Origin of the sequence: Variovorax sp. V116 (assembly GCF_041154435.1) — a bacterium.
GTDB lineage: Bacteria > Pseudomonadota > Gammaproteobacteria > Burkholderiales > Burkholderiaceae_C > Variovorax > Variovorax paradoxus.
In genome coordinates this window covers 1,768,821-1,786,468 of the sequence record NZ_AP028661.1, presented here as the reverse complement: position 1 = coordinate 1,786,468, position 17,648 = coordinate 1,768,821, and the positions used below count along the sequence as shown (strand labels likewise).

14 protein-coding genes and 1 other RNA gene are annotated in these 17,648 nt (G+C 66.4%); 6 read left to right on the top strand and 9 right to left on the bottom strand.

Annotated features, from left to right (window positions below; all coding sequences use genetic code 11):
* Positions 1-6: 6 nt before the first annotated feature.
* From ACAM58_RS08345 to ompA, 9 genes are all read right to left on the bottom strand, one after another.
* Entirely contained in the window at positions 7-819 is an 813-nt protein-coding gene (locus ACAM58_RS08345; protein ID WP_062362440.1) for a polysaccharide deacetylase family protein, read from the bottom strand.
* Positions 803-1,810, bottom strand: coding sequence for a YncE family protein (locus ACAM58_RS08340; protein ID WP_012746770.1), 1,008 nt, complete (start codon positions 1,808-1,810; stop codon positions 803-805). Before ACAM58_RS08340 ends, ACAM58_RS08345 begins: the two co-directional genes overlap by 17 nt.
* 81 nt (positions 1,811-1,891) lie before the next feature.
* Positions 1,892-2,641, bottom strand: a complete 750-nt coding sequence (locus ACAM58_RS08335; protein ID WP_062362443.1) for a pseudouridine synthase — start codon at positions 2,639-2,641, stop codon at positions 1,892-1,894.
* Between the two features lie 60 nt (positions 2,642-2,701).
* Positions 2,702-4,438, bottom strand: coding sequence for a gamma-glutamyltransferase (ggt, locus tag ACAM58_RS08330; RefSeq protein WP_062362446.1), 1,737 nt, complete (start codon positions 4,436-4,438; stop codon positions 2,702-2,704).
* A 41-nt stretch (positions 4,439-4,479) separates the two neighbouring features.
* A complete protein-coding gene (locus ACAM58_RS08325) occupies positions 4,480-6,075 on the bottom strand; it encodes a class I SAM-dependent methyltransferase (RefSeq protein WP_244883378.1) in 1,596 nt (531 codons plus the stop codon).
* A gap of 139 nt (positions 6,076-6,214) precedes the next feature.
* Positions 6,215-6,599, bottom strand: a transfer-messenger RNA (tmRNA) gene (gene ssrA, locus ACAM58_RS08320).
* A gap of 12 nt (positions 6,600-6,611) precedes the next feature.
* Entirely contained in the window at positions 6,612-7,280 is a 669-nt protein-coding gene (locus ACAM58_RS08315; protein ID WP_062362452.1) for an HAD-IA family hydrolase, read from the bottom strand.
* Positions 7,277-8,005: a bifunctional 2-polyprenyl-6-hydroxyphenol methylase/3-demethylubiquinol 3-O-methyltransferase UbiG gene (ubiG, locus tag ACAM58_RS08310; RefSeq protein ID WP_062362455.1), complete on the bottom strand. Its 729-nt coding sequence runs from the start codon at positions 8,003-8,005 to the stop codon at positions 7,277-7,279. The genes ACAM58_RS08315 and ubiG overlap by 4 nt, the downstream gene beginning before the upstream one ends.
* Before the next feature lie 126 nt (positions 8,006-8,131).
* The gene (ompA, locus tag ACAM58_RS08305; RefSeq protein WP_012746764.1) at positions 8,132-8,785 is read right to left on the bottom strand and encodes an outer membrane protein OmpA; all 654 of its coding nucleotides are present in this window, start codon (positions 8,783-8,785) and stop codon (positions 8,132-8,134) included.
* A gap of 225 nt (positions 8,786-9,010) precedes the next feature.
* On the opposite strand from ompA, the gene gyrA reads away from it, so the two are divergent.
* Genes gyrA through ACAM58_RS08275 form a run of 6 tightly spaced genes read left to right on the top strand, consistent with a single transcriptional unit; the run spans position 9,011 to position 17,434 of the window.
* Positions 9,011-11,656 carry a DNA gyrase subunit A gene (gyrA, locus tag ACAM58_RS08300; protein ID WP_012746763.1) on the top strand — a complete coding sequence of 882 codons (2,646 nt, stop codon included), beginning with the start codon at positions 9,011-9,013 and terminating at the stop codon, positions 11,654-11,656.
* Complete coding sequence (locus ACAM58_RS08295; protein WP_012746762.1) at positions 11,653-12,243, top strand: DUF2059 domain-containing protein; 591 nt, start codon at positions 11,653-11,655, stop codon at positions 12,241-12,243. The genes gyrA and ACAM58_RS08295 overlap by 4 nt, the downstream gene beginning before the upstream one ends.
* A gap of 1 nt (position 12,244) precedes the next feature.
* The gene (serC, locus tag ACAM58_RS08290; RefSeq protein WP_012746761.1) at positions 12,245-13,378 is read left to right on the top strand and encodes a 3-phosphoserine/phosphohydroxythreonine transaminase; all 1,134 of its coding nucleotides are present in this window, start codon (positions 12,245-12,247) and stop codon (positions 13,376-13,378) included.
* Positions 13,379-13,402: 24 nt separating this feature from the next.
* A complete protein-coding gene (gene pheA / locus ACAM58_RS08285; RefSeq protein WP_012746760.1) occupies positions 13,403-14,524 on the top strand; it encodes a prephenate dehydratase in 1,122 nt (373 codons plus the stop codon).
* Positions 14,525-14,538: 14 nt separating this feature from the next.
* A complete protein-coding gene (locus tag ACAM58_RS08280) occupies positions 14,539-15,420 on the top strand; it encodes a prephenate dehydrogenase/arogenate dehydrogenase family protein (protein WP_012746759.1) in 882 nt (293 codons plus the stop codon).
* A gap of 1 nt (position 15,421) precedes the next feature.
* Positions 15,422-17,434, top strand: coding sequence for a bifunctional 3-phosphoshikimate 1-carboxyvinyltransferase/cytidylate kinase (locus ACAM58_RS08275; protein WP_012746758.1), 2,013 nt, complete (start codon positions 15,422-15,424; stop codon positions 17,432-17,434).
* Positions 17,435-17,648 lie beyond the last annotated feature (214 nt).

Genomic DNA, 17,648 nt, shown 5'->3' with positions numbered 1-17,648 from the left:
GCAGCCTCAGGGGTGGGACGCGATCCATGCGCGGTACTGCGGATGCTGGCGCAGCGTCTCGAAGCAGAAGCCCTTGGCCTTGAGGCCGGCGATCAGCGGTTCGAGGTTGGCCGGCGCCCACGGATCCTTGCGCGACCAGATGCCCAGGTGCGCGAGCAGGATGTCGCCGGGGCGGATGCTCTCCAGCGCCTGCGAAAGAAGCTTTTCGTTGCTGAACTTCTCGCTCGGCAGCTCGTCCCCGAGGAAGCCGGCCGGCGACCAGCCCACGTGCTCGAAGCCGCAGGCCTTGGCCGCCGCCAGCAGCCGGGGCGAGGTCTTGCCGCCCGGTGCGCGGAACAGCGGCAGCGGCTTCTTGCCGGTGATGAGGGCCAGCCGCTCGGAGGCCTTGCTGACGTTGGCGCAGTATTCGGCCGCGCTCCAGGTGAACTCGCGCCCCGCCAATGCGCCCGCCGAAGGCTTGATGCGGAAGCTCGGCGCCACGCCCTTGAGGTCGCCGCGCCAGTACGCGTGGTCGTAGGTGTGGGAGGCGAATTCGTTGCCTTCGGCCGCCCTCGCCTTCCACCACGGCGCCCACTGGCTGTCGAGGCTGTCGCCGCCGGTCAGCGTGGGCTCGGCGGCAGCAAAGAAGGTGACGCGGACGTTCTGCCGCTTGAGCACATCGGCCACCAGCGGGGCCACGCCCATGTGGCCGGTGTCCAGGGTCAGGTAGACCGGCTTCTCGCAGGGCGCGCCCTGCTGGGCCCAGGCAACCGGCACCGCCGCCAGGGCGATTGCCAGCAGGGCTGCGGCCCGGCTGCTGCGGCTAGATGCGCTTGCCATGGTCCAGCGTCCAGACGCCGTGCGGCGAACGGCCGACGTTCACCTGGCGCACGAGCTTGTTGTTCACCAGGTCCACCACGCTGAGCTTCTTGGCCCAGCGCGAGGTGACATACAGCGTCTTGCCGTCGGCTGACACGTCCATGCAGTCGGGCCCGCCCGGCACCGGGTAGACGGCGCCGACCTTCAGCGTCGCCAGGTCGATCCGGCTGATGGTGTTGGCCACCCGGTTGCTCACGAACACGCTCTTGCCGTCGCCAGCCGAGCGGAAGGCATGGGCGCCCTTGCCGGTCGGGATCTTGCCGACCAGCTTGGGCTCGGCACCGGCCACGTCGAACACCTGCACGCCGTCGCTGCCGGTCAGGCCCACGAGCAGGGTCTTGTCGTTGTGGACGCCGAAGATGTCGGCCGGCATGGCGCCGGTGGCCACGCGCCAGCGGATGGTCTGCGTGGGCAGGTCGATGGCGATCAGCTCGTCGCTGTCCTGCATGGTCACGTAGGCGATGGTGCTGGTGTTGTCGATCCAGATGTGGCTGGGCGTCTTGCCCGACGCGATGCGCTTGGCCAGCTTCAGGTCCTTGCCGTCCCAGCGGTAGATGTCGACGTGGTTCAGGCGGTTGCCCGCGGTGACGAACCACTTCATGTCGCGCGAGAACTGCAGCTGGTAGGGATCGATGATGCCGTAGACCACGCGCTGCACTTCGGCCGTCCTGGGGTTCAGGAAAGTGAGCGAATCGCCCGCCGAATTGGCCACGATGACCGACTTTTCGTCGGGCGTCATGTAGAGGTGGTGCGGCTCCTTGCCGGTGGCGATGCGCTGCTTTTCGGTCCAGTCGACTGGACTGATCACGCTGACGCTGGCGTCCAGCGAATTGAGCACGAAGATCGGCGGGGCTTCGGGCGGTGCGGCGGCGGCGGCTTGCGCCAGCCAGACCGCGAGGCATGAGAACAGGAAGGCCGAAAAGCGGCCATTCGGTCGGGCAGGAAATCGCAAGGGAAAGGTTCCGAGAGAGAGCTGGGAATCTTAACGGCCGCGCCTTAGGACTGGCTGACCGGGAAGACGCGCTTTCTGCCCTTATTTCGGCGTTTTCGGCGGCTTGGCGGGTGCCCGCAGCGCCGCGACCTGCTCGGCCGTGAGCCAGCGCCACTGGCCGGCCGCCAGGTCGCCCGGCAGCGCCAGGTCGCCGATGCGGGAGCGGTGCAGCCCCTCGACCCGGTTGCCGACCGCCGCCAGCATGCGCTTGACCTGGTGGTACTTGCCCTCGGTCAGCGTCAGCCGCAGGTGCAGCGGGCTGTCGGATTCGCAGGCCGCCGCGCGCACCGGCTTCGGGTCGTCGTCGAGCACTACCCCGGCCAGCAGCTTCTCGATCTGGGCCGCGTCCACCGGGTGCTTGGCCGTGACTTCGTAGACCTTGGGCACATGGTGCTTGGGCGAACCCATCTTGTGGATGAACTGGCCGTCGTCCGTCATAAGCAGCAGCCCGGTGGTGTCCTGGTCGAGCCGGCCGATGGCCTGCACGCCCTGCACCGCGCCCTTGTTGGGCCGAAGCCGCAGCGGCGACGGCAGCAGCGTGTAGATGCTCGGGTAGGTCGAGGGCTTCTGCGAGCACTCGGTGCCCGCGGGCTTGTGCAGCATCAGGTAGGCCTTCTCGTGGTAGGCCCATTCGGTGCCCTGCACGGTGAACAGCAGGTCTTCGGGATCGAGGTCGGCAAAGGGGTCGGTCACGGCCGCGCCGGCAATGCTCACGTGGCCTTGCTGGACCAGGCCCGCACACACGCGGCGGGTGCCGAAGCCCTGGGAATAGAGGATGTCTTGCAGGTGCATGAAAAATGAAAAAACGGCCGTACCGACAGGGGCACGACCGCCTTCGAGTGTGCCGCAGGTTCAGTAGCCTGCCGCGAGGCCCGTGTTGCGGCGCGGGTCGTTCGCGCCGTAGAAACGGTTGGCACCCACCGGCTTGCCGCCCAGCGAAGGCGCGCCGACGATGATCGCCGCCAGATGGTTGGCCGGCTGCGGCACGCCCAGGTTGTGGCCCATGTCGGTCAGGATCTTGCGGGTGTCAGGGCTCAGGGCGAAGGTTTCGACGTTGGTCACGTCGGGCAGCCACTGCTGGTGGAAGCGCGGCGCGTCGACGGCTTCCTGCACGTTCATGCCGTAGTCGACCACGTTCAGGATGGTGTGCAGCACCGCCGTGATGATGCGGCTGCCGCCGGGCGTGCCGACCACGAACACCGGCTTGCCATCCTTGGAGACGATGGTCGGGCTCATCGAGCTCAGCGGGCGCTTGCCCGGGGCGATGGCATTGGCCTCGCCCTGCACCAGGCCGTACATGTTGGGCACGCCGACCTTGGCGGTGAAGTCGTCCATCTCGTTGTTCAGCAGCACGCCGGTCTTGTCGGCCGTGACCTTGGCGCCGAACCAGTCGTTCAGCGTGTAGGTGACCGACACCGCGTTGCCCTGCTGGTCGGTGATCGAATAGTGCGTTGTGTTGCTGCCTTCGTGCGGCGCGACGCCGGGCTTGATGTCCTTGGAGACGCCGGCCTTCTTGGGGTCGATGGCGGCGCGGATCTTCTCGGCGTAGCCCTTGTCGAGCAGGCGCTCGAGCGGGTTCTTCACGAAGTCGGGGTCGCCCAGGTAGCTGTTGCGGTCCACGTAGGCATGGCGCATGGCCTCGATCTGGTAGTGCACCGCCTCGGCCGAGCGAAAGCCCAGGTCCTTGAGCGGATAGCCTTCGAGGATGTTGAGCATCTCGCAGATGATCACGCCGCCCGAGCTCGGCGGCGGCGCCGACACCACGCGATAGCCGCGGTAGTCGCACTCGACCGGTGCGAGCTCGCGCGTCTTGTACTGGTCGAGGTCGGCCTGCGTGATGATGCCCTTGCCGGCCTGGCTCGATGCCACGATCGCCTGCCCGACCCAGCCCTTGTAGAACCCGTCGACGCCCTTGGCGCTCACGGCGCGCAGCGTCTTGGCGAGGTCCTTCTGCACCAGCTTCTGGCCGACTGCGAAGGGCTCGCCCTTGTTCAGGAAGATGGCGCCGGAAACCGGGTCCTTCTTGAAGTCGTTGGTGGAGGTGTGCAGCATGTCGATGTCGCCCTGCTCCAGCGCAAAGCCCTTCTCGGCCAGCTGGATCGAGGGAGCGATCAGATCGGCCCGCTTCATGGTGCCGTATTTCTCGCGCGCGTATTCCATGCCCGAGACCGTGCCCGGCACGCCGACGGCCAGGTGGCCGTTGGTGCTCAAGCCCTTGATGACGTTGCCGTCCTTGTCGAGGTACATGTTGGCGGTGGCGGCCAGCGGGGCCTTCTCGCGGAAGTCGAGGAACGTCTTGCGGCCATCGGCCAGCTGCACGGTCATGAAGCCGCCGCCGCCCAGGTTGCCGGCCGCCGGATAGACCACCGCCAGCGCATAGCCCACGGCCACCGCCGCATCGACCGCGTTGCCGCCGCGCCGGAGCACGTCGACGCCGACCTTGGTGGCCAGGTGCTGCGCGCTCACGACCATGCCGTGCTCGGCCGCGACCGGCGCCTGCGACGCGGCATTCGAGGCGCTTGCGCCCGCGAGCAGGAGCGCAGCCGCCACGGCGGTGCGCAAGTTCGGAGTCCAGTGGAGGTTCTGCATGGGTGAATTTCCTCTTTTGAGTTCGATGGGAACGGTAACGGTCACGCGACGAGCAGCGCCTTGCGCCGCAAGGCGGCCAGGCCAAGCACCACCTGCTGCCGTGCGAATTCCTTCAGGACCGATGGATCGGTCAGCGGCTGGTCGTTCTGGATGAAGCGCAGGCGCCCGGCGCCCACTTCGTCCGCCAGGTGGTCGGCCAGCATGCCGTGCGAATGCGCGCCGTCGAGCAGCGGCAGCAGGCAGCGCTCGAGCGCTGAAAGCCCCACGAGTTCGTGCCACTGGTTGCAGGCGTTCGCCGCGCTCCCGGCCGACAGCGCCAGGCCGGGCGCACTGCGCACCGACGGCAGCGCCCGCGGCAAGGCAGAGACCTCCGCGGCGGCGTGCACGGGCGCGCGCCGCACGCGCACAGCGCCGAGGATCACCAGTTCCTCGAGCATCGACAACACCACGGGCTCGACCGACGAACGCGGCTCGCCCAGCAGCGCGAGTACCGCGGCCACCAGCCCCTCGAACGGCACGCTGGCGGGGTAGCGCGCATCGAGCACCTGCGCCAGGGCCTTGTGCACCGGCAGCCGCAGCGTCACCGTCAGGTTGCGCAGCGCATTGCATGGCTGCTCGCGCACATCGAGCGTGAGCGCGCTGCCGTCTGCGGCGGCAAACACGCCGGCAAACTCGAAGCCGCGAATGCGGGCCGGGTCGAGCCGGTAGCGGATGTCCCCGGCGCGGCCCTGCTTCACCAGCAGCGTCTGGCGGAAGGTGCGGTTCACGAGGAAGTCGAGGTACTGCTCCATCAGGATCTGGCTGCCGCCGCACTCGCGCAGCAGCGGCTCGCGGACCTTCTCGCCGTAGTTCTGGACGAACATCGTCGACGGCTCGGCCTCTGCCAGGTAGCCGAGGCCATTCGCCTCGGCGCGCGCCGCGAATTCCTTGAAGTAGCACGGTGCGTTGCAGGGCTCGAGGAACTCGTGCAGCAGGTAGGAGCCGTTGGCCCCGCGCACGATCGGCATGGTTTCCTCGAGCGTCTTGCCGAGCACGCTGCCGGGACGCGCCGACTGCTCGAGGAATTCGAGCATGCCGCGCGCATAGGACAGCTTTTCCTCCGGCGTGTCGCGCGGGCCGCCGCGCAGGATCATCGCGTCGCGCACGATCTCCCTCGCCTTCCAGCCGGGGTAGACGTTGTAGCTGACATAGGCAACGCCATTGGGCGCCAGATTCTCCGAACACACGCGCAGGATCGCGTCCTGCACCGGGCCCGGCACCCAGCTGTAGACGCCGTGGCAGATGATGTAGTCGAACTGGCCGAACGATGCATCGATCTCCGCCAGATTGAACGCCCGCAGCTCCACATTCGACAGTCCGGCACGCGCGATGGCCTCGCGGCCCTGCTCGACCTGCACCGTCGACAGATCGAGTCCCAGGGCGCTGGCTTCGGGGTGGCGCGCCGCAAACGGAATCAGGTTGCCGCCGGCCGCGCAGCCGAGTTCCAGCACGCGCGCGGTCGACGGGGCCGGTGCCTCAAGGCCGAACAGAAAGGCAATGGCCTCCAGGTGCTCGACGGCAGTTTGCGGGAACGGGTGCGATTCGTAGGGCACCGCGTCGTAGTAGCTCGTGAGCGTGGAAGTCAGTGAATCGGGCACGGCGTCCTTTGGAATCGAGGCCGGCCGCAGCACCCTTTGCCAGGGAAACAGCGGCCATGGTGTGTCGGTTCCCGCTGACTATAGCCTCGCGCCGGGCAAAAAAAAGCCAACCGGTCGAAGGTTGGCTTTTTGCGGTGGATGGTGGAGCTGGGGGGATTTGAACCCCCGTCCGCAAGCCTTCATCGCGCAGTTCTACATGTTTAGTGATCTGATTTGAGTCTCGCTTCCGGAGTCGCGCAGTCACACGCTAAACCGGACGCCAGCACCCTATTTTCTCACCCCGACCCAAGGTACCCGGATCGAAGCCAGCCCATGTAATTATCCTTGCAGCCGGGAGGTCAGGATTGCTCCAGACCCCCTTGCCCAGCCCATCGGCCAACTGTTGCAAGGCTCACTGGCAATTAAGCAGCGAGTGCGAAACGTTCGTCGTTTGCAGTTAGTTTGTTTGAATCTGTTTTACGAGCGCATTCAGCTCGACATGCCCCGCTGCGACTCCGAACCCACGTCGAAACCAGTGCAGCCCCAAGCACAGCATTTTAGGCCGGGTTGAGGAATTGCAAGAGCTCCAGGGGCGAAGTAATTGCGGCATCGGCCTCCCAGAGCGTGGCGTCCGCCTGGGGCCCCATGTAACCATAGGTAGCCGCAATGGTTCGCATGCCTGCGGCCCGGCCCGCGATGATGTCGCGTTCGTCGTCTCCCACGTAGATGCAGGCGCTGGACGGAATTCCAAGCCGGCGTGCCGCTTCATGCAGGGGCTCGGGGTGCGGCTTGGAGAACGGCGTGGTGTCGCCGCTCACGATGGCGCCCGCGCTGCCGAAAAGCGGAATGGCGTGCGTCAGCGGATCGGTGAAGCGCGCCGACTTGTTGGTGACGACGCCCCAGGCCAGGCCGCGCGCGCGGATGGCTTCGATGAGCGGCTGCACCCCGTCGAACACCTGCGTGTTGAGCAGCATGCGGTTTTCGTAGGCAACGAAGAACTCTTCCCTCAACGCAGGAAATTCCGGCGACTCGGGCGTGATGCCGAAAGCCACGCCGAGCATGCCCCGGGCGCCGGCTCCCGCCATGAACCGGTAGCGCTCCAGCGGGTACGACTCGAGCCCGCGATCCGTGCGCATCTTGTCGGCCGCGGCGCCGAGATCGGGCGCGCTGTCTATCAGCGTGCCGTCCAGATCGAACAGCACGGCCTGGATTGCCGTGGCCGTCACGTCTGCGAGCCCGGCAAGGCCGGCTTCTGCGTGGCGAACATGTAGTTGACGCTGGTGTCGGCGCTGAGCCAGTAACGCCGCGTCAGCGGGTTGTGTTCCATGCCGCGCGTATGCCGCAGGTCGAGGCCTGCCGCGCGGCAGTGGGCCGCCAGTTCGCTAGGGCGCAGCAGCTTCGCGTATTCGTGCGTGCCCCGGGGCAGCATGCCCAGGACGTATTCGGCGCCGACGATCGCAAGCATGAACGACTTCAGGTTGCGGTTGATGGTGGAAAAGAACACCCAGCCGCCCGGCTTGACGAGCGTGGCACAGGCCTGGACGATCGAAGCGGGCTCGGGTACGTGCTCCAGCATTTCCATGCAGGTGACGACGTCGAAACTGCCGGGCTGCTCCGCAGCCAGCGCCTCGGCGCTGACTTCCCGGTACTTGACGCCCTGGGTGCCGGCTTCGAGCGCATGCAGGCGCGCCACCTTGAGCGCCTTGCTCGCCAGGTCGATGCCGAGCACGTCCGCGCCCTTTCGGGCCATCGAATCGGCCAGAACGCCGCCGCCGCAACCGATATCGAGCACCCGGCGCTGCGAAATCGGCGCAATACCGTCAATCCATTCCAGTCGCAATGGATTGATTTCATGGAGCGGGCGGAATTCGCTGTCCAAATCCCACCAGCGGTGGGCAAGCTCCGAAAACTTGGCGAGTTCCGCCGGGTCGGCATTCACATGATCTGTCATGCCGTGATTATGAAACGGAGAATGCGCCGTCGGACATCGAGGCGCACTTGACACCGGCCGGATGGAATTCGGCAGGCATAAAAAAACCCCGCCGAGGCGGGGTTTTCTTTTAGCGATTCAATCGAATCACTTGGTGGCGCGGGTGCCAACCACTTCGATTTCCACGCGACGGTTCTTGGCGCGGCCTTCCTTGGTGCGGTTGTCCGCAACAGGCTGCTTCTCGCCCTTGCCTTCGGTGTAGACGCGGTTGCGTTCGATGCCCTTCGAGACCAGGAAGGCCTTGACGGCTTCGGCGCGGCGCACCGACAGACGCTGGTTGTAGGCGTCCGAACCGATCGAGTCGGTGTGGCCCACGGCGATGATCACTTCGAGGTTGACGTCGCGGATCTTCGAAACCAGGTCGGTCAGCTTGGCGCGACCTTCAGGCTTGAGAACCGACTTGTCGAAGTCGAAGAATGCGTCGGCAGCGAAGGTGACCTTCGAGGCAGCCACGGCCGGCGGTGCGACAGCGGCAGGCGGCGTCACAGCGGCAGGAGGCGTCGCGGCGGGAGCCGGAACCAGAGCACCGTCGCAACCGGCGGCGGCAGTAGCCGGCGTCCAGTTGGCATCACGCCAGCACAGTTCGTTCGTGCCGTTCTTCCAAACCAGTTCGCCGGTGCCGTTTTGCCAGTTGTCGATCGTAGGACCGCCGTCCGCAGCGGTGACACGGGTCTGCGCGCCGGCGGCAGTGGCGAGCGCAGCGACTGCAAACATCATCGCCACTTTATTCAGTTTCTTCATGGTTCTCCTCTTGGGGAAAAAGCCGCAGCCGCGCTGCGAATCAAGGACGCTTTAAGTGACCACCACCCAAAACGTTGAGGCGATTGTGCCATAGGGTCTTTGGCAAACAGGCCGCTGGACACCCCGGAAGCGTAGGACGGAGGCGGAATAGCGGCCTTGTGTTGCGGCGGTGCGACACCCCTCACAGCGTAAAATTTCGCCTTCCTGCCGCCAGCCTCTTGCTCAATGACCTCCTTCGCCAAAGAAACCCTGCCCATCAGTCTCGAAGAGGAAATGCGCAGCAGCTATCTCGATTACGCCATGAGCGTGATCGTGGGCCGGGCGCTTCCCGATGCGCGCGACGGCCTCAAGCCCGTGCACCGGCGCGTGCTGTATGCCATGCACGAGCTCAACAACGACTGGAACCGGGCGTACAAGAAGTCCGCCCGCATCGTGGGCGACGTGATCGGCAAGTACCACCCGCACGGCGACCAGTCGGTCTACGACACCATCGTGCGGCTGGCGCAGGACTTTTCCATGCGCCATATGCTGGTCGACGGCCAAGGCAACTTCGGGTCGGTCGACGGCGACAACGCGGCTGCAATGCGGTATACGGAAATCCGCCTCGCCAAAATTGCGCACGAAATGCTGGCCGATATCGACAAGGAAACTGTCGATTTCCAGGACAATTACGACGGCTCCGAAAAAGAACCAAAGGTCCTTCCGAGCAAACTGCCGAATTTGCTGGTGAATGGTTCCGGCGGTATTGCGGTGGGCATGGCCACCAATATTCCGCCGCACAATCTCAATGAGGTGGTGGACGCCTGCCTGCATCTGCTGCGCAATCCGCAGGCCACCATCGACGAGCTGATGGAAATCGTGCCGGCGCCTGACTTCCCCACCGCCGGCATCATCTACGGCATCAATGGCGTGCGCGACGGCTACCGCACCGGCCGCGGCAAGGTCGTGATGCGCGCCAAGTGCCACTTCGAGGACATCGACCGCGGCCAGCGCCAGGCGATCATCGTCGACGAGCTCCCCTACCAGGTCAACAAGAAGACGCTGCAGGAGCGCATGGCCGAGCTGGTGCACGAAAAGAAGATCGAAGGCATCAGCCACATCCAGGACGAGTCCGACAAGTCGGGCATGCGCCTGGTGATCGAGCTCAAGCGCGGCGAAGTGCCCGAGGTGGTGCTCAACAACCTGTACAAGCAAACCCAGCTGCAGGACACCTTCGGCATCAACATGGTGGCACTGGTCGACGGCCAGCCCAAGCTGTGCAACCTGAAGGACCTGATCGAGGTCTTCCTGCAGCACCGCCGCGAAGTGGTCACGCGCCGCACCGTCTTCACGCTGCGCAAGGCGCGCGAACGCGGCCACGTGCTCGAAGGCCTGGCGGTGGCCCTGGCCAACATCGACGAATTCATCCGCATCATCCGCGAGTCGCCCACTCCGCCGGTCGCCAAGGCCGAGCTCATGACCCGCAGCTGGGACAGCAAGCTGGTGCGCGAGATGCTGACGCGCTCGCGCGCAGACGGCGGCGTGGTCAATGCCGACGACTACCGCCCCGAGGGCCTGGAGCGCGAGTTCGGCATGGGCTCGGACGGCCTCTACCGCCTGTCGGAAACCCAGGCCCAGGAAATCCTGCAGATGCGCCTGCAGCGCCTGACCGGCCTCGAGCAGGACAAGATCGTTGCCGAGTACAAGGAGGTCATGGCCGAGATCGACGACCTGCTCGACATCCTGGCCAAGCCGGAGCGCGTCTCGGTCATCATTGGCGAGGAACTCGGCACCATCAAGCAGGAGTTCGGCCAGTCCAAGCTCGGCGCGCGCCGCAGCCTGGTGGAGCACAGCGCCTACGACCTCTCGACCGAAGACCTGATCACGCCCACCGACATGGTGGTCACGCTTTCGCACAGCGGCTACATCAAGAGCCAGCCGCTGAACGAATACCGCGCGCAAAAGCGCGGCGGGCGCGGCAAGCAGGCCACCGTCACCAAGGAAGACGACTGGATCGACCAGCTCTTCATCGCCAACACGCACGACTACATCCTGTGCTTCTCCAACCGCGGCCGGCTGTACTGGCTCAAGGTGTGGGAAGTGCCGGCGGGCTCGCGCGGCTCGCGCGGGCGCCCCATCGTCAACATGTTCCCGCTGCAGGAAGGCGAGAAGATCAACGTGGCGCTCGCGCTGACCGGCGAGAAGCGCAACTTCCCGGCCGACCAGTACGTGTTCATGGCCACCTCCATGGGCACGGTCAAGAAGACCACGCTCGACGAATTCAGCAACCCGCGCAAGGGCGGCATCATCGCCGTGAACCTCGACGAGGGCGACTACCTCATCGGCGCGGCACTGACCGACGGCAAGCACGACGTGATGCTGTTCAGCGACGGCGGCAAGGCCGTGCGCTTCGACGAGGAAGACGTGCGACCGCTCGGCCGCAATGCACGCGGCGTGCGCGGCATGTCGCTCGATCCGGGACAGGGCGTGATCGCCATGCTGGTGGCCGAGGACGAGCAGCAAAGCGTGCTCACCGCCACCGAAAATGGTTACGGAAAGCGCACAAGCATTACCGAGTACACGCGCCATGGCCGCGGAACCAAAGGCATGATTGCGATTCAACAGAGTGAGCGCAACGGCAAGGTCGTTGCCGCCACCCTCGTGCATGCGGACGATGAGATCATGCTCATCACCGACAAGGGCGTGCTCGTGCGCACCCGGGTAGCCGAGATTCGTGAACTGGGTCGCGCAACGCAAGGCGTTACGCTGATCGGGCTCGACGAAGGCGCCAAACTCAGCGGGCTACAACGTATCGTCGAAAACGACGCCAACGGCGAGAGTGAGCCTGGCGCAGACGATACTTCCTCATCTTCAACGGAGAATCCTCAGTGAAAAAATTCAAGCTCGCACTTCTGACCGTCGCCCTGGCCGGCAGCTCCATGGCCGCCATGGCGCAGGACAAGGCTGCGCTCATCAAGCAATTCATCGACGTGCAGCGCCCCGGCATCGAATCGCTGGCCCGCGGCCTGGTCGAGCAATCGAGCGCCCCCATCGCGCAAGCCGGCTCGCAGTACCTGCAGACGCAAGTGCCCGAAGCCAAGCGCGAATCGGCCGCCAAGGCTGCCGACGCCGAACTCAAGAAGTACTTCGACGAGGCCTACCCGATCGTGCGCGACAAGGCCGTGCAACTGGCCCCCGGCGCCCTGACCCCGCTGCTCGAGCAGAACTTCAGCGAAGAAGAACTCAAGCAGCTGCTGGCCTGGATCAACTCGCCGCTCAGCAAGAAGTACCAGGACCTCAATCCGAAGATGCAGACCGCGCTGACCGAAAAGCTCGTGAACGACACGCGCGCCACCATCGAGCCGAAGATGCGCGCGCTGGACGAGAACGTGGCCAAGGCATTGGGTGCACCGACCGGCGGCTCGCAGCAAGGCGCCGCCCCCGCCAAGGCACCGGCCAAGGCTCCCGCCAAGAAGTGACGTGACCCAGCAGCAGCACCAGCCGGCCGGCACGCGCCCGTACAACTTTTCCGCCGGCCCGGCCGCCATGCCGGAGGCGGTGCTGCAACGCGCCGCCGCCGAAATGCTCGACTGGCAGGGCAGCGGAATGAGCGTGATGGAAATGAGCCATCGCGGCAAGGAATTCGGCGCGATCTGCACCCAGGCCGAAGCCGACATCCGCACGCTGCTGGCCGTGCCGGAGCACTTCCACATCCTCTTCATGCAGGGTGGCGGCCTCGGCGAGAACGCCATCGTGCCGATGAACCTGTCGCGCGGCACCGCCGCCGACTTCGTCATCACCGGCAGCTGGAGCATCAAGTCGCAGAAGGAAGCGCAGCGCTACTGCACGGCGAACATCGCCGCGAGCAACGCCGGCGACCATCACACGCGGCTGCCCGACCCTTCGACCTGGCAGCTCAGCAAGAACGCCTCGTACGTGCACCTGTGCACCAACGAAACCATCAACGGCATCGAGTTCCAGCAGCTACCCGACCTCGCGGCCCTTGGCAGCGATGCGCCGCTGGTCATCGACTTTTCGTCGCACGTGGCCTCGCGCAGCGTCGACTGGCGCCGTGTCGGCCTTGCCTTCGGCGGCGCCCAGAAGAACCTCGGACCGGCCGGGCTCACCCTGGTGATCGTGCGCGACGACCTGCTCGGGCATGCACTCGAGATCTGCCCGAGCGCGTTCAACTACAAGATCGTGGCCGACAACAAGTCCATGTACAACACCCCGCCGACCTGGGGCATCTACATGGCGGGGCTGACGTTCCAGTGGCTGCTGCAGCAGACCGAAGGCACGCTCACCGGGGTGGCCGCCATGGAGCAGCGCAACATCGCCAAGGCCAGGCTGCTGTACGACTTCATCGACGCCTCCCCGTTCTACGTCAACAAGATCGACCCGGGTTGCCGTTCGCGCATGAACGTGCCGTTCTTCCTGGCGGACGAGAGCCGCAACGACGCCTTCCTGGCCGGTGCGCGCGAGGCCGGCCTGCTGCAGCTCAAGGGCCACAAGTCGGTCGGCGGGATGCGCGCGAGCATCTACAACGCCATGCCGCTGGAAGGCGTACAGGCACTTGTGAGCTACATGCGAGAATTCGAGCGATCGCATGCCTAGGCGCATGCCCAGCTGCTCGCACCGATGACCGCCTCCGCTCCAACACCGCCCTCCTCTCCCGACAACTCCGAAAGCCTTGCCGATCTGCGCGTGCAGATCGACTCGCTCGACCAGCAACTGCTCGGCCTGCTCAATGAGCGGGCCCACGTGGCAGAGCTGGTGGGCGAGGTCAAGAAGCGCGAAGGCACCCCGTATTTCCGCCCCGACCGCGTGGCCCAGGTCATCGAGAAGATGCAAAAGAGCAATGCGGGCCCGCTCAAGGACCTGCATGTGGCCGCCATCTGGCGCGAAATCATGTCGGCCTGCCTGGCGCTCGAATCGCCGCAGCGCGTCGCCGTGCTCGGTCCCGAGGGCACCTTCTGCGAGCAGGCGGCCATCGAATACTTCGGCGGCGCGGCCGACCTGATCTACTGCGCCAGCTTCGACGAGGTGTTCCACGCCACGGCGGCCGGCAGCGCCCAGTACGGCGTGGTGGGCGTCGAAAACTCGACCGAAGGCGTGGTCACGCGCTCGCTCGACCTGTTCCTGCATTCGCCGACCCACGTGGTGGGCGAAGTCAGCCTGCTGGTGCGCCACCATCTGCTGCGCAGCAGCAACTCGCTCGAGGGCATCGAGGCCGTGCTGGCCCACCCGCAGGCGCTGGCGCAGTGCCAGACCTGGCTGTCGAAGCACCTGCCCAATGCCGAGCGGCGTGCCGTTTCGAGCAACGCCGAAGGCGCGCGGCTCGCGGCCACCAACCCGGCCTGGGCCGCGCTGGCCGGCGAACGCGCCGCCACCCGCTTCGGCCTGCACATCGTGGCGCATGCAATCCAGGACGATTCGTACAACCGCACGCGCTTCTCCGTGATCTGCCTGCCGCAGACGCTGGCCATGCCGCCGGCCTCGGGGCGCGACTGCACGAGCCTGATCGTCTCCGTGCCCAACCGTCCCGGCGCCGTGCACGACCTGCTGGTGCCGCTGAAGGTCAACAATGTGTCCATGACCCGGTTCGAGTCGCGCCCGGCGCGCACCGGCCAGTGGGAGTACTACTTCTACATCGACCTGGACGGCCATCCCTCGCAGCCCAACGTGGCTGCCGCGCTGGCCGAACTGCGCGGCCTCTGCGCGTTCTACAAGGTGCTGGGCGCCTATCCCGTCAAAGCCTGAGCCGGACAAGCACCATGTTCGAGCAATTGGGATTGATCGGCTGCGGCCTCATGGGCGGCTCCTTTGCGCTCGCGCTCAAGCGCGCGAAGCTCGTGAAACGCGTGGTCGGCTACAGCAAGTCGCCCTCCACCACCGAGCGGGCGCGCCAGCTCGGCGTGATCGACGTGGCGGCGCCTTCCGCGCTGCTGGCGGTCTCGGGCTCCGACCTCGTGCTGCTGGCGGTGCCGGTGGCGGCCTCGGAAGCCACCTTCAAGGCCATCCGCCATGGCATTTCGAGCGACACCCTCGTGATGGACGTGGGTTCGACCAAGGGCGACGTGATCGAAGCCGCGCGCAACGGCCTGCAGGACCAGTTCGCCCACTTCGTTCCGGCCCACCCGATCGCCGGCAAGGAGGTGTCGGGCATCGAGCACGCCGAGGCTTCGCTCTACGCCGGCCGCAAGGTCGTGCTGACGCCCGTCAAGGCCACGCTGCGCTCGAACGTGCAGCGCGCCTCGCAGATCTGGAGCGGCATCGGCGCCCACGTCGTCACCATGACGCACGAGGAGCACGACAGCGCCTTCGCGGCCGTGAGCCACCTGCCGCACCTGCTGGCCTTTGCCTATCTCAACGCGCTGATCGCGCAGCCGCAGGGCGACGATTTCCTGCGCCTTGCAGGGCCAGGCTTTCGCGATTTTTCGCGCATTGCGGCCAGCGATCCGGTCATGTGGCGCGACGTGCTGCTCGCCAACCGCGAGCAGGTGCTGCTGCAATCGCAGGCCTTGCGCAAGTCGCTCTGCGATCTGGAGGCGCTGATCACGGCCGGCGATGCCCAGGCGCTCGAGCACTCGATCGCCGCCGCCAGCAAGGCCCGCGCCGCCTGGCAGCCCAACACCGACGCGCCCCAGGACTCCTGACATGTTCTCGACGGCATTCCTCGACATTCCTGCGCTGGCCGGGGCATCGGGCACCGTGCGGCTGCCGGGCTCCAAGAGCATTTCGAACCGCGTGCTGCTGCTGGCCGCGCTGGCGAGCGGAACCACCACGGTCCACGACCTGCTCGATTCCGACGACACCCGCGTGATGCTGGATGCGCTGCGCGCGCTCGGCTGCGGCATCGATGCGGCCGGCAGCACGCTGCGCATCACCGGCATCGGCGGCCAGCTGAAGCCAGGCGGGCCGATGCTGCCGCTTTTCCTCGGCAACGCCGGCACCGCGATGCGTCCGCTGACCGCCGCGCTGTCGCTGCTCGGCGGCGAATTCGAATTGAGCGGCGTGCCGCGCATGCACGAGCGGCCGATCGGCGACCTGGTCGATGCGCTGACCCAGCTCGGCTGCCGCATCGACTACCTGGGCAACCCCGGCTACCCGCCGCTGCGCATCCGCCCGGTCGATCACGGCGCGCTGGTGCTGGATGCGCCGATCCGCGTGCGCGGCGATGTCTCGAGCCAGTTCCTGACCGCGCTGCTCCTCGCGCTGCCTCTCGCCGCCCGCAAGGACATCGTGATCGAGGTAGTCGGCGAGCTGATCTCCAAGCCCTACATCGAGATCACGCTCAACCTGCTGGCGCGCTTCGGCATTGCCGTGCAGCGCGAGGGCTGGGAGCGCTTCACCATCCCCGCGGGCAGCCGCTACAGCTCGCCGGGCGACATCCACGTCGAGGCCGACGCTTCCTCTGCCAGCTATTTCATCGCGCTCGGCGCCATTGCCACGGGTGCTTCCGGCCAGGACAGCATCCGGATCGAAGGCGTGGGCGCCGATTCGATCCAGGGCGACATCCGCTTCATCGAGGCGGCGCGGCAAATGGGCGCGCAGGTCGACAGCGGGCCGAACTGGCTCGACGTGCGCCGCGGCGCCTGGCCGCTCAAGGCCATCGACCTGGACGCCAACCACATCCCCGATGCCGCGATGACGCTGGCCGTGATGGCGCTCTATGCCGACGGCCCCAGCACCCTGCGCAACATCGCCAGCTGGCGGGTCAAGGAAACCGACCGCATCGACGCCATGGCCAACGAACTCCGGAAGCTCGGCGCCACTGTCGACTCCGGCCCCGATTTCATCCGGGTCCATCCGCTGGAGCGCCCGGGCTGGCAGGCGGCAAGCATCCGCACCTACGACGACCACCGCGTGGCCATGTGCTTTTCGCTCGCGGCCTTCAATCCGGCGGGCTTGCCGGTGCGCATCCTGGAGCCGCACTGCGTCGCCAAGACCTTCCCGGACTATTTCGAGACGCTGTTCTCGGTGGCCCAGGCGCCCGAGGTGCCGGTGATCTGCATCGACGGCCCCACCGCCTCGGGCAAGGGCACGCTCGCGGCCGAGGTGGCGCGCCTGCTGGGTTACCACTACCTCGATTCAGGTTCGCTCTACCGCGTGACCGGCCTGGCCATGCGGCGCGCCGGGCTCGGCGCCGAACCGCAGCACGAGGCGCAGATCGCCGCCCTGGCGGCCGCCCTGCCACTGCATTTCACCGAGGGCAAGGTGCTGCTGGGCGGCGAGGACGTGAGCGACGAAATCCGCACCGAAGCCGCCGGCATGGATGCCTCCCGCGTCTCCACGCTTCCCGCGGTGCGCGCAGCGCTCCTGGCCCTGCAGCAGCGCTTTCGGCAGCTCCCGGGGCTGGTCGCCGACGGCCGCGACATGGGCACCGTGATCTTCCCCGACGCGGCGCTCAAGGTCTTTCTCACGGCCAGCGCCGCCCAGAGGGCCGAACGCCGGCATAAGCAGTTGATTTCAAAGGGTATTTCAACTACACTTGACAGTCTTCGCTCCGACTTGGAAGCGCGCGACGCCCGGGACTCGTCCCGCAGCGTCGCTCCGCTCAAGCCGGCGCAGGATGCCCGCCACCTCGACAACTCCCAGCTGTCCATCGAGCAATCGATCGACCAGGTGCTGAACTGGTGGCAGGAAAAACAGCCGTTCAAGCCCGCTTGAGCGGTTGAAAGCCACAGCCCTCCAGGCCCGCCTGAAGGGCTCGCGCCAACCGGATTCCGGGGCAGCGCATACCGCTCCAGCAGGCTCTTCTCGCGCGACAGCGCACCGGCCTGCTGGTTGTTCAACCAACCGGGCACCTGCCCACAAAACCGCCGTCTCCAGACTCACAGCAGCCGCACGCAATTTCGCATGAGCGCCTGCCAACCCTGCCTGA

Excerpts from the sequence above, each read along its gene's own strand:
- ACAM58_RS08345 (WP_062362440.1), bottom strand. The coding sequence starts at position 819 with ATGGCAAGCGCATCTAGCCGCAGCAGCCGGGCCGCAGCCCTGCTGGCA.
- ACAM58_RS08335 (WP_062362443.1), bottom strand. The coding sequence starts at position 2,641 with ATGCACCTGCAAGACATCCTCTATTCCCAGGGCTTCGGCACCCGCCGC.
- ggt (WP_062362446.1), bottom strand. The coding sequence starts at position 4,438 with ATGCAGAACCTCCACTGGACTCCGAACTTGCGCACCGCCGTGGCGGCT.
- ubiG (WP_062362455.1), bottom strand. The coding sequence starts at position 8,005 with ATGACAGATCATGTGAATGCCGACCCGGCGGAACTCGCCAAGTTTTCG.
- ompA (WP_012746764.1), bottom strand. The coding sequence starts at position 8,785 with ATGAAGAAACTGAATAAAGTGGCGATGATGTTTGCAGTCGCTGCGCTC.
- gyrA (WP_012746763.1), top strand. The coding sequence starts at position 9,011 with ATGACCTCCTTCGCCAAAGAAACCCTGCCCATCAGTCTCGAAGAGGAA.
- pheA (WP_012746760.1), top strand. The coding sequence starts at position 13,403 with ATGACCGCCTCCGCTCCAACACCGCCCTCCTCTCCCGACAACTCCGAA.
- ACAM58_RS08280 (WP_012746759.1), top strand. The coding sequence starts at position 14,539 with ATGTTCGAGCAATTGGGATTGATCGGCTGCGGCCTCATGGGCGGCTCC.
- ACAM58_RS08275 (WP_012746758.1), top strand. The coding sequence starts at position 15,422 with ATGTTCTCGACGGCATTCCTCGACATTCCTGCGCTGGCCGGGGCATCG.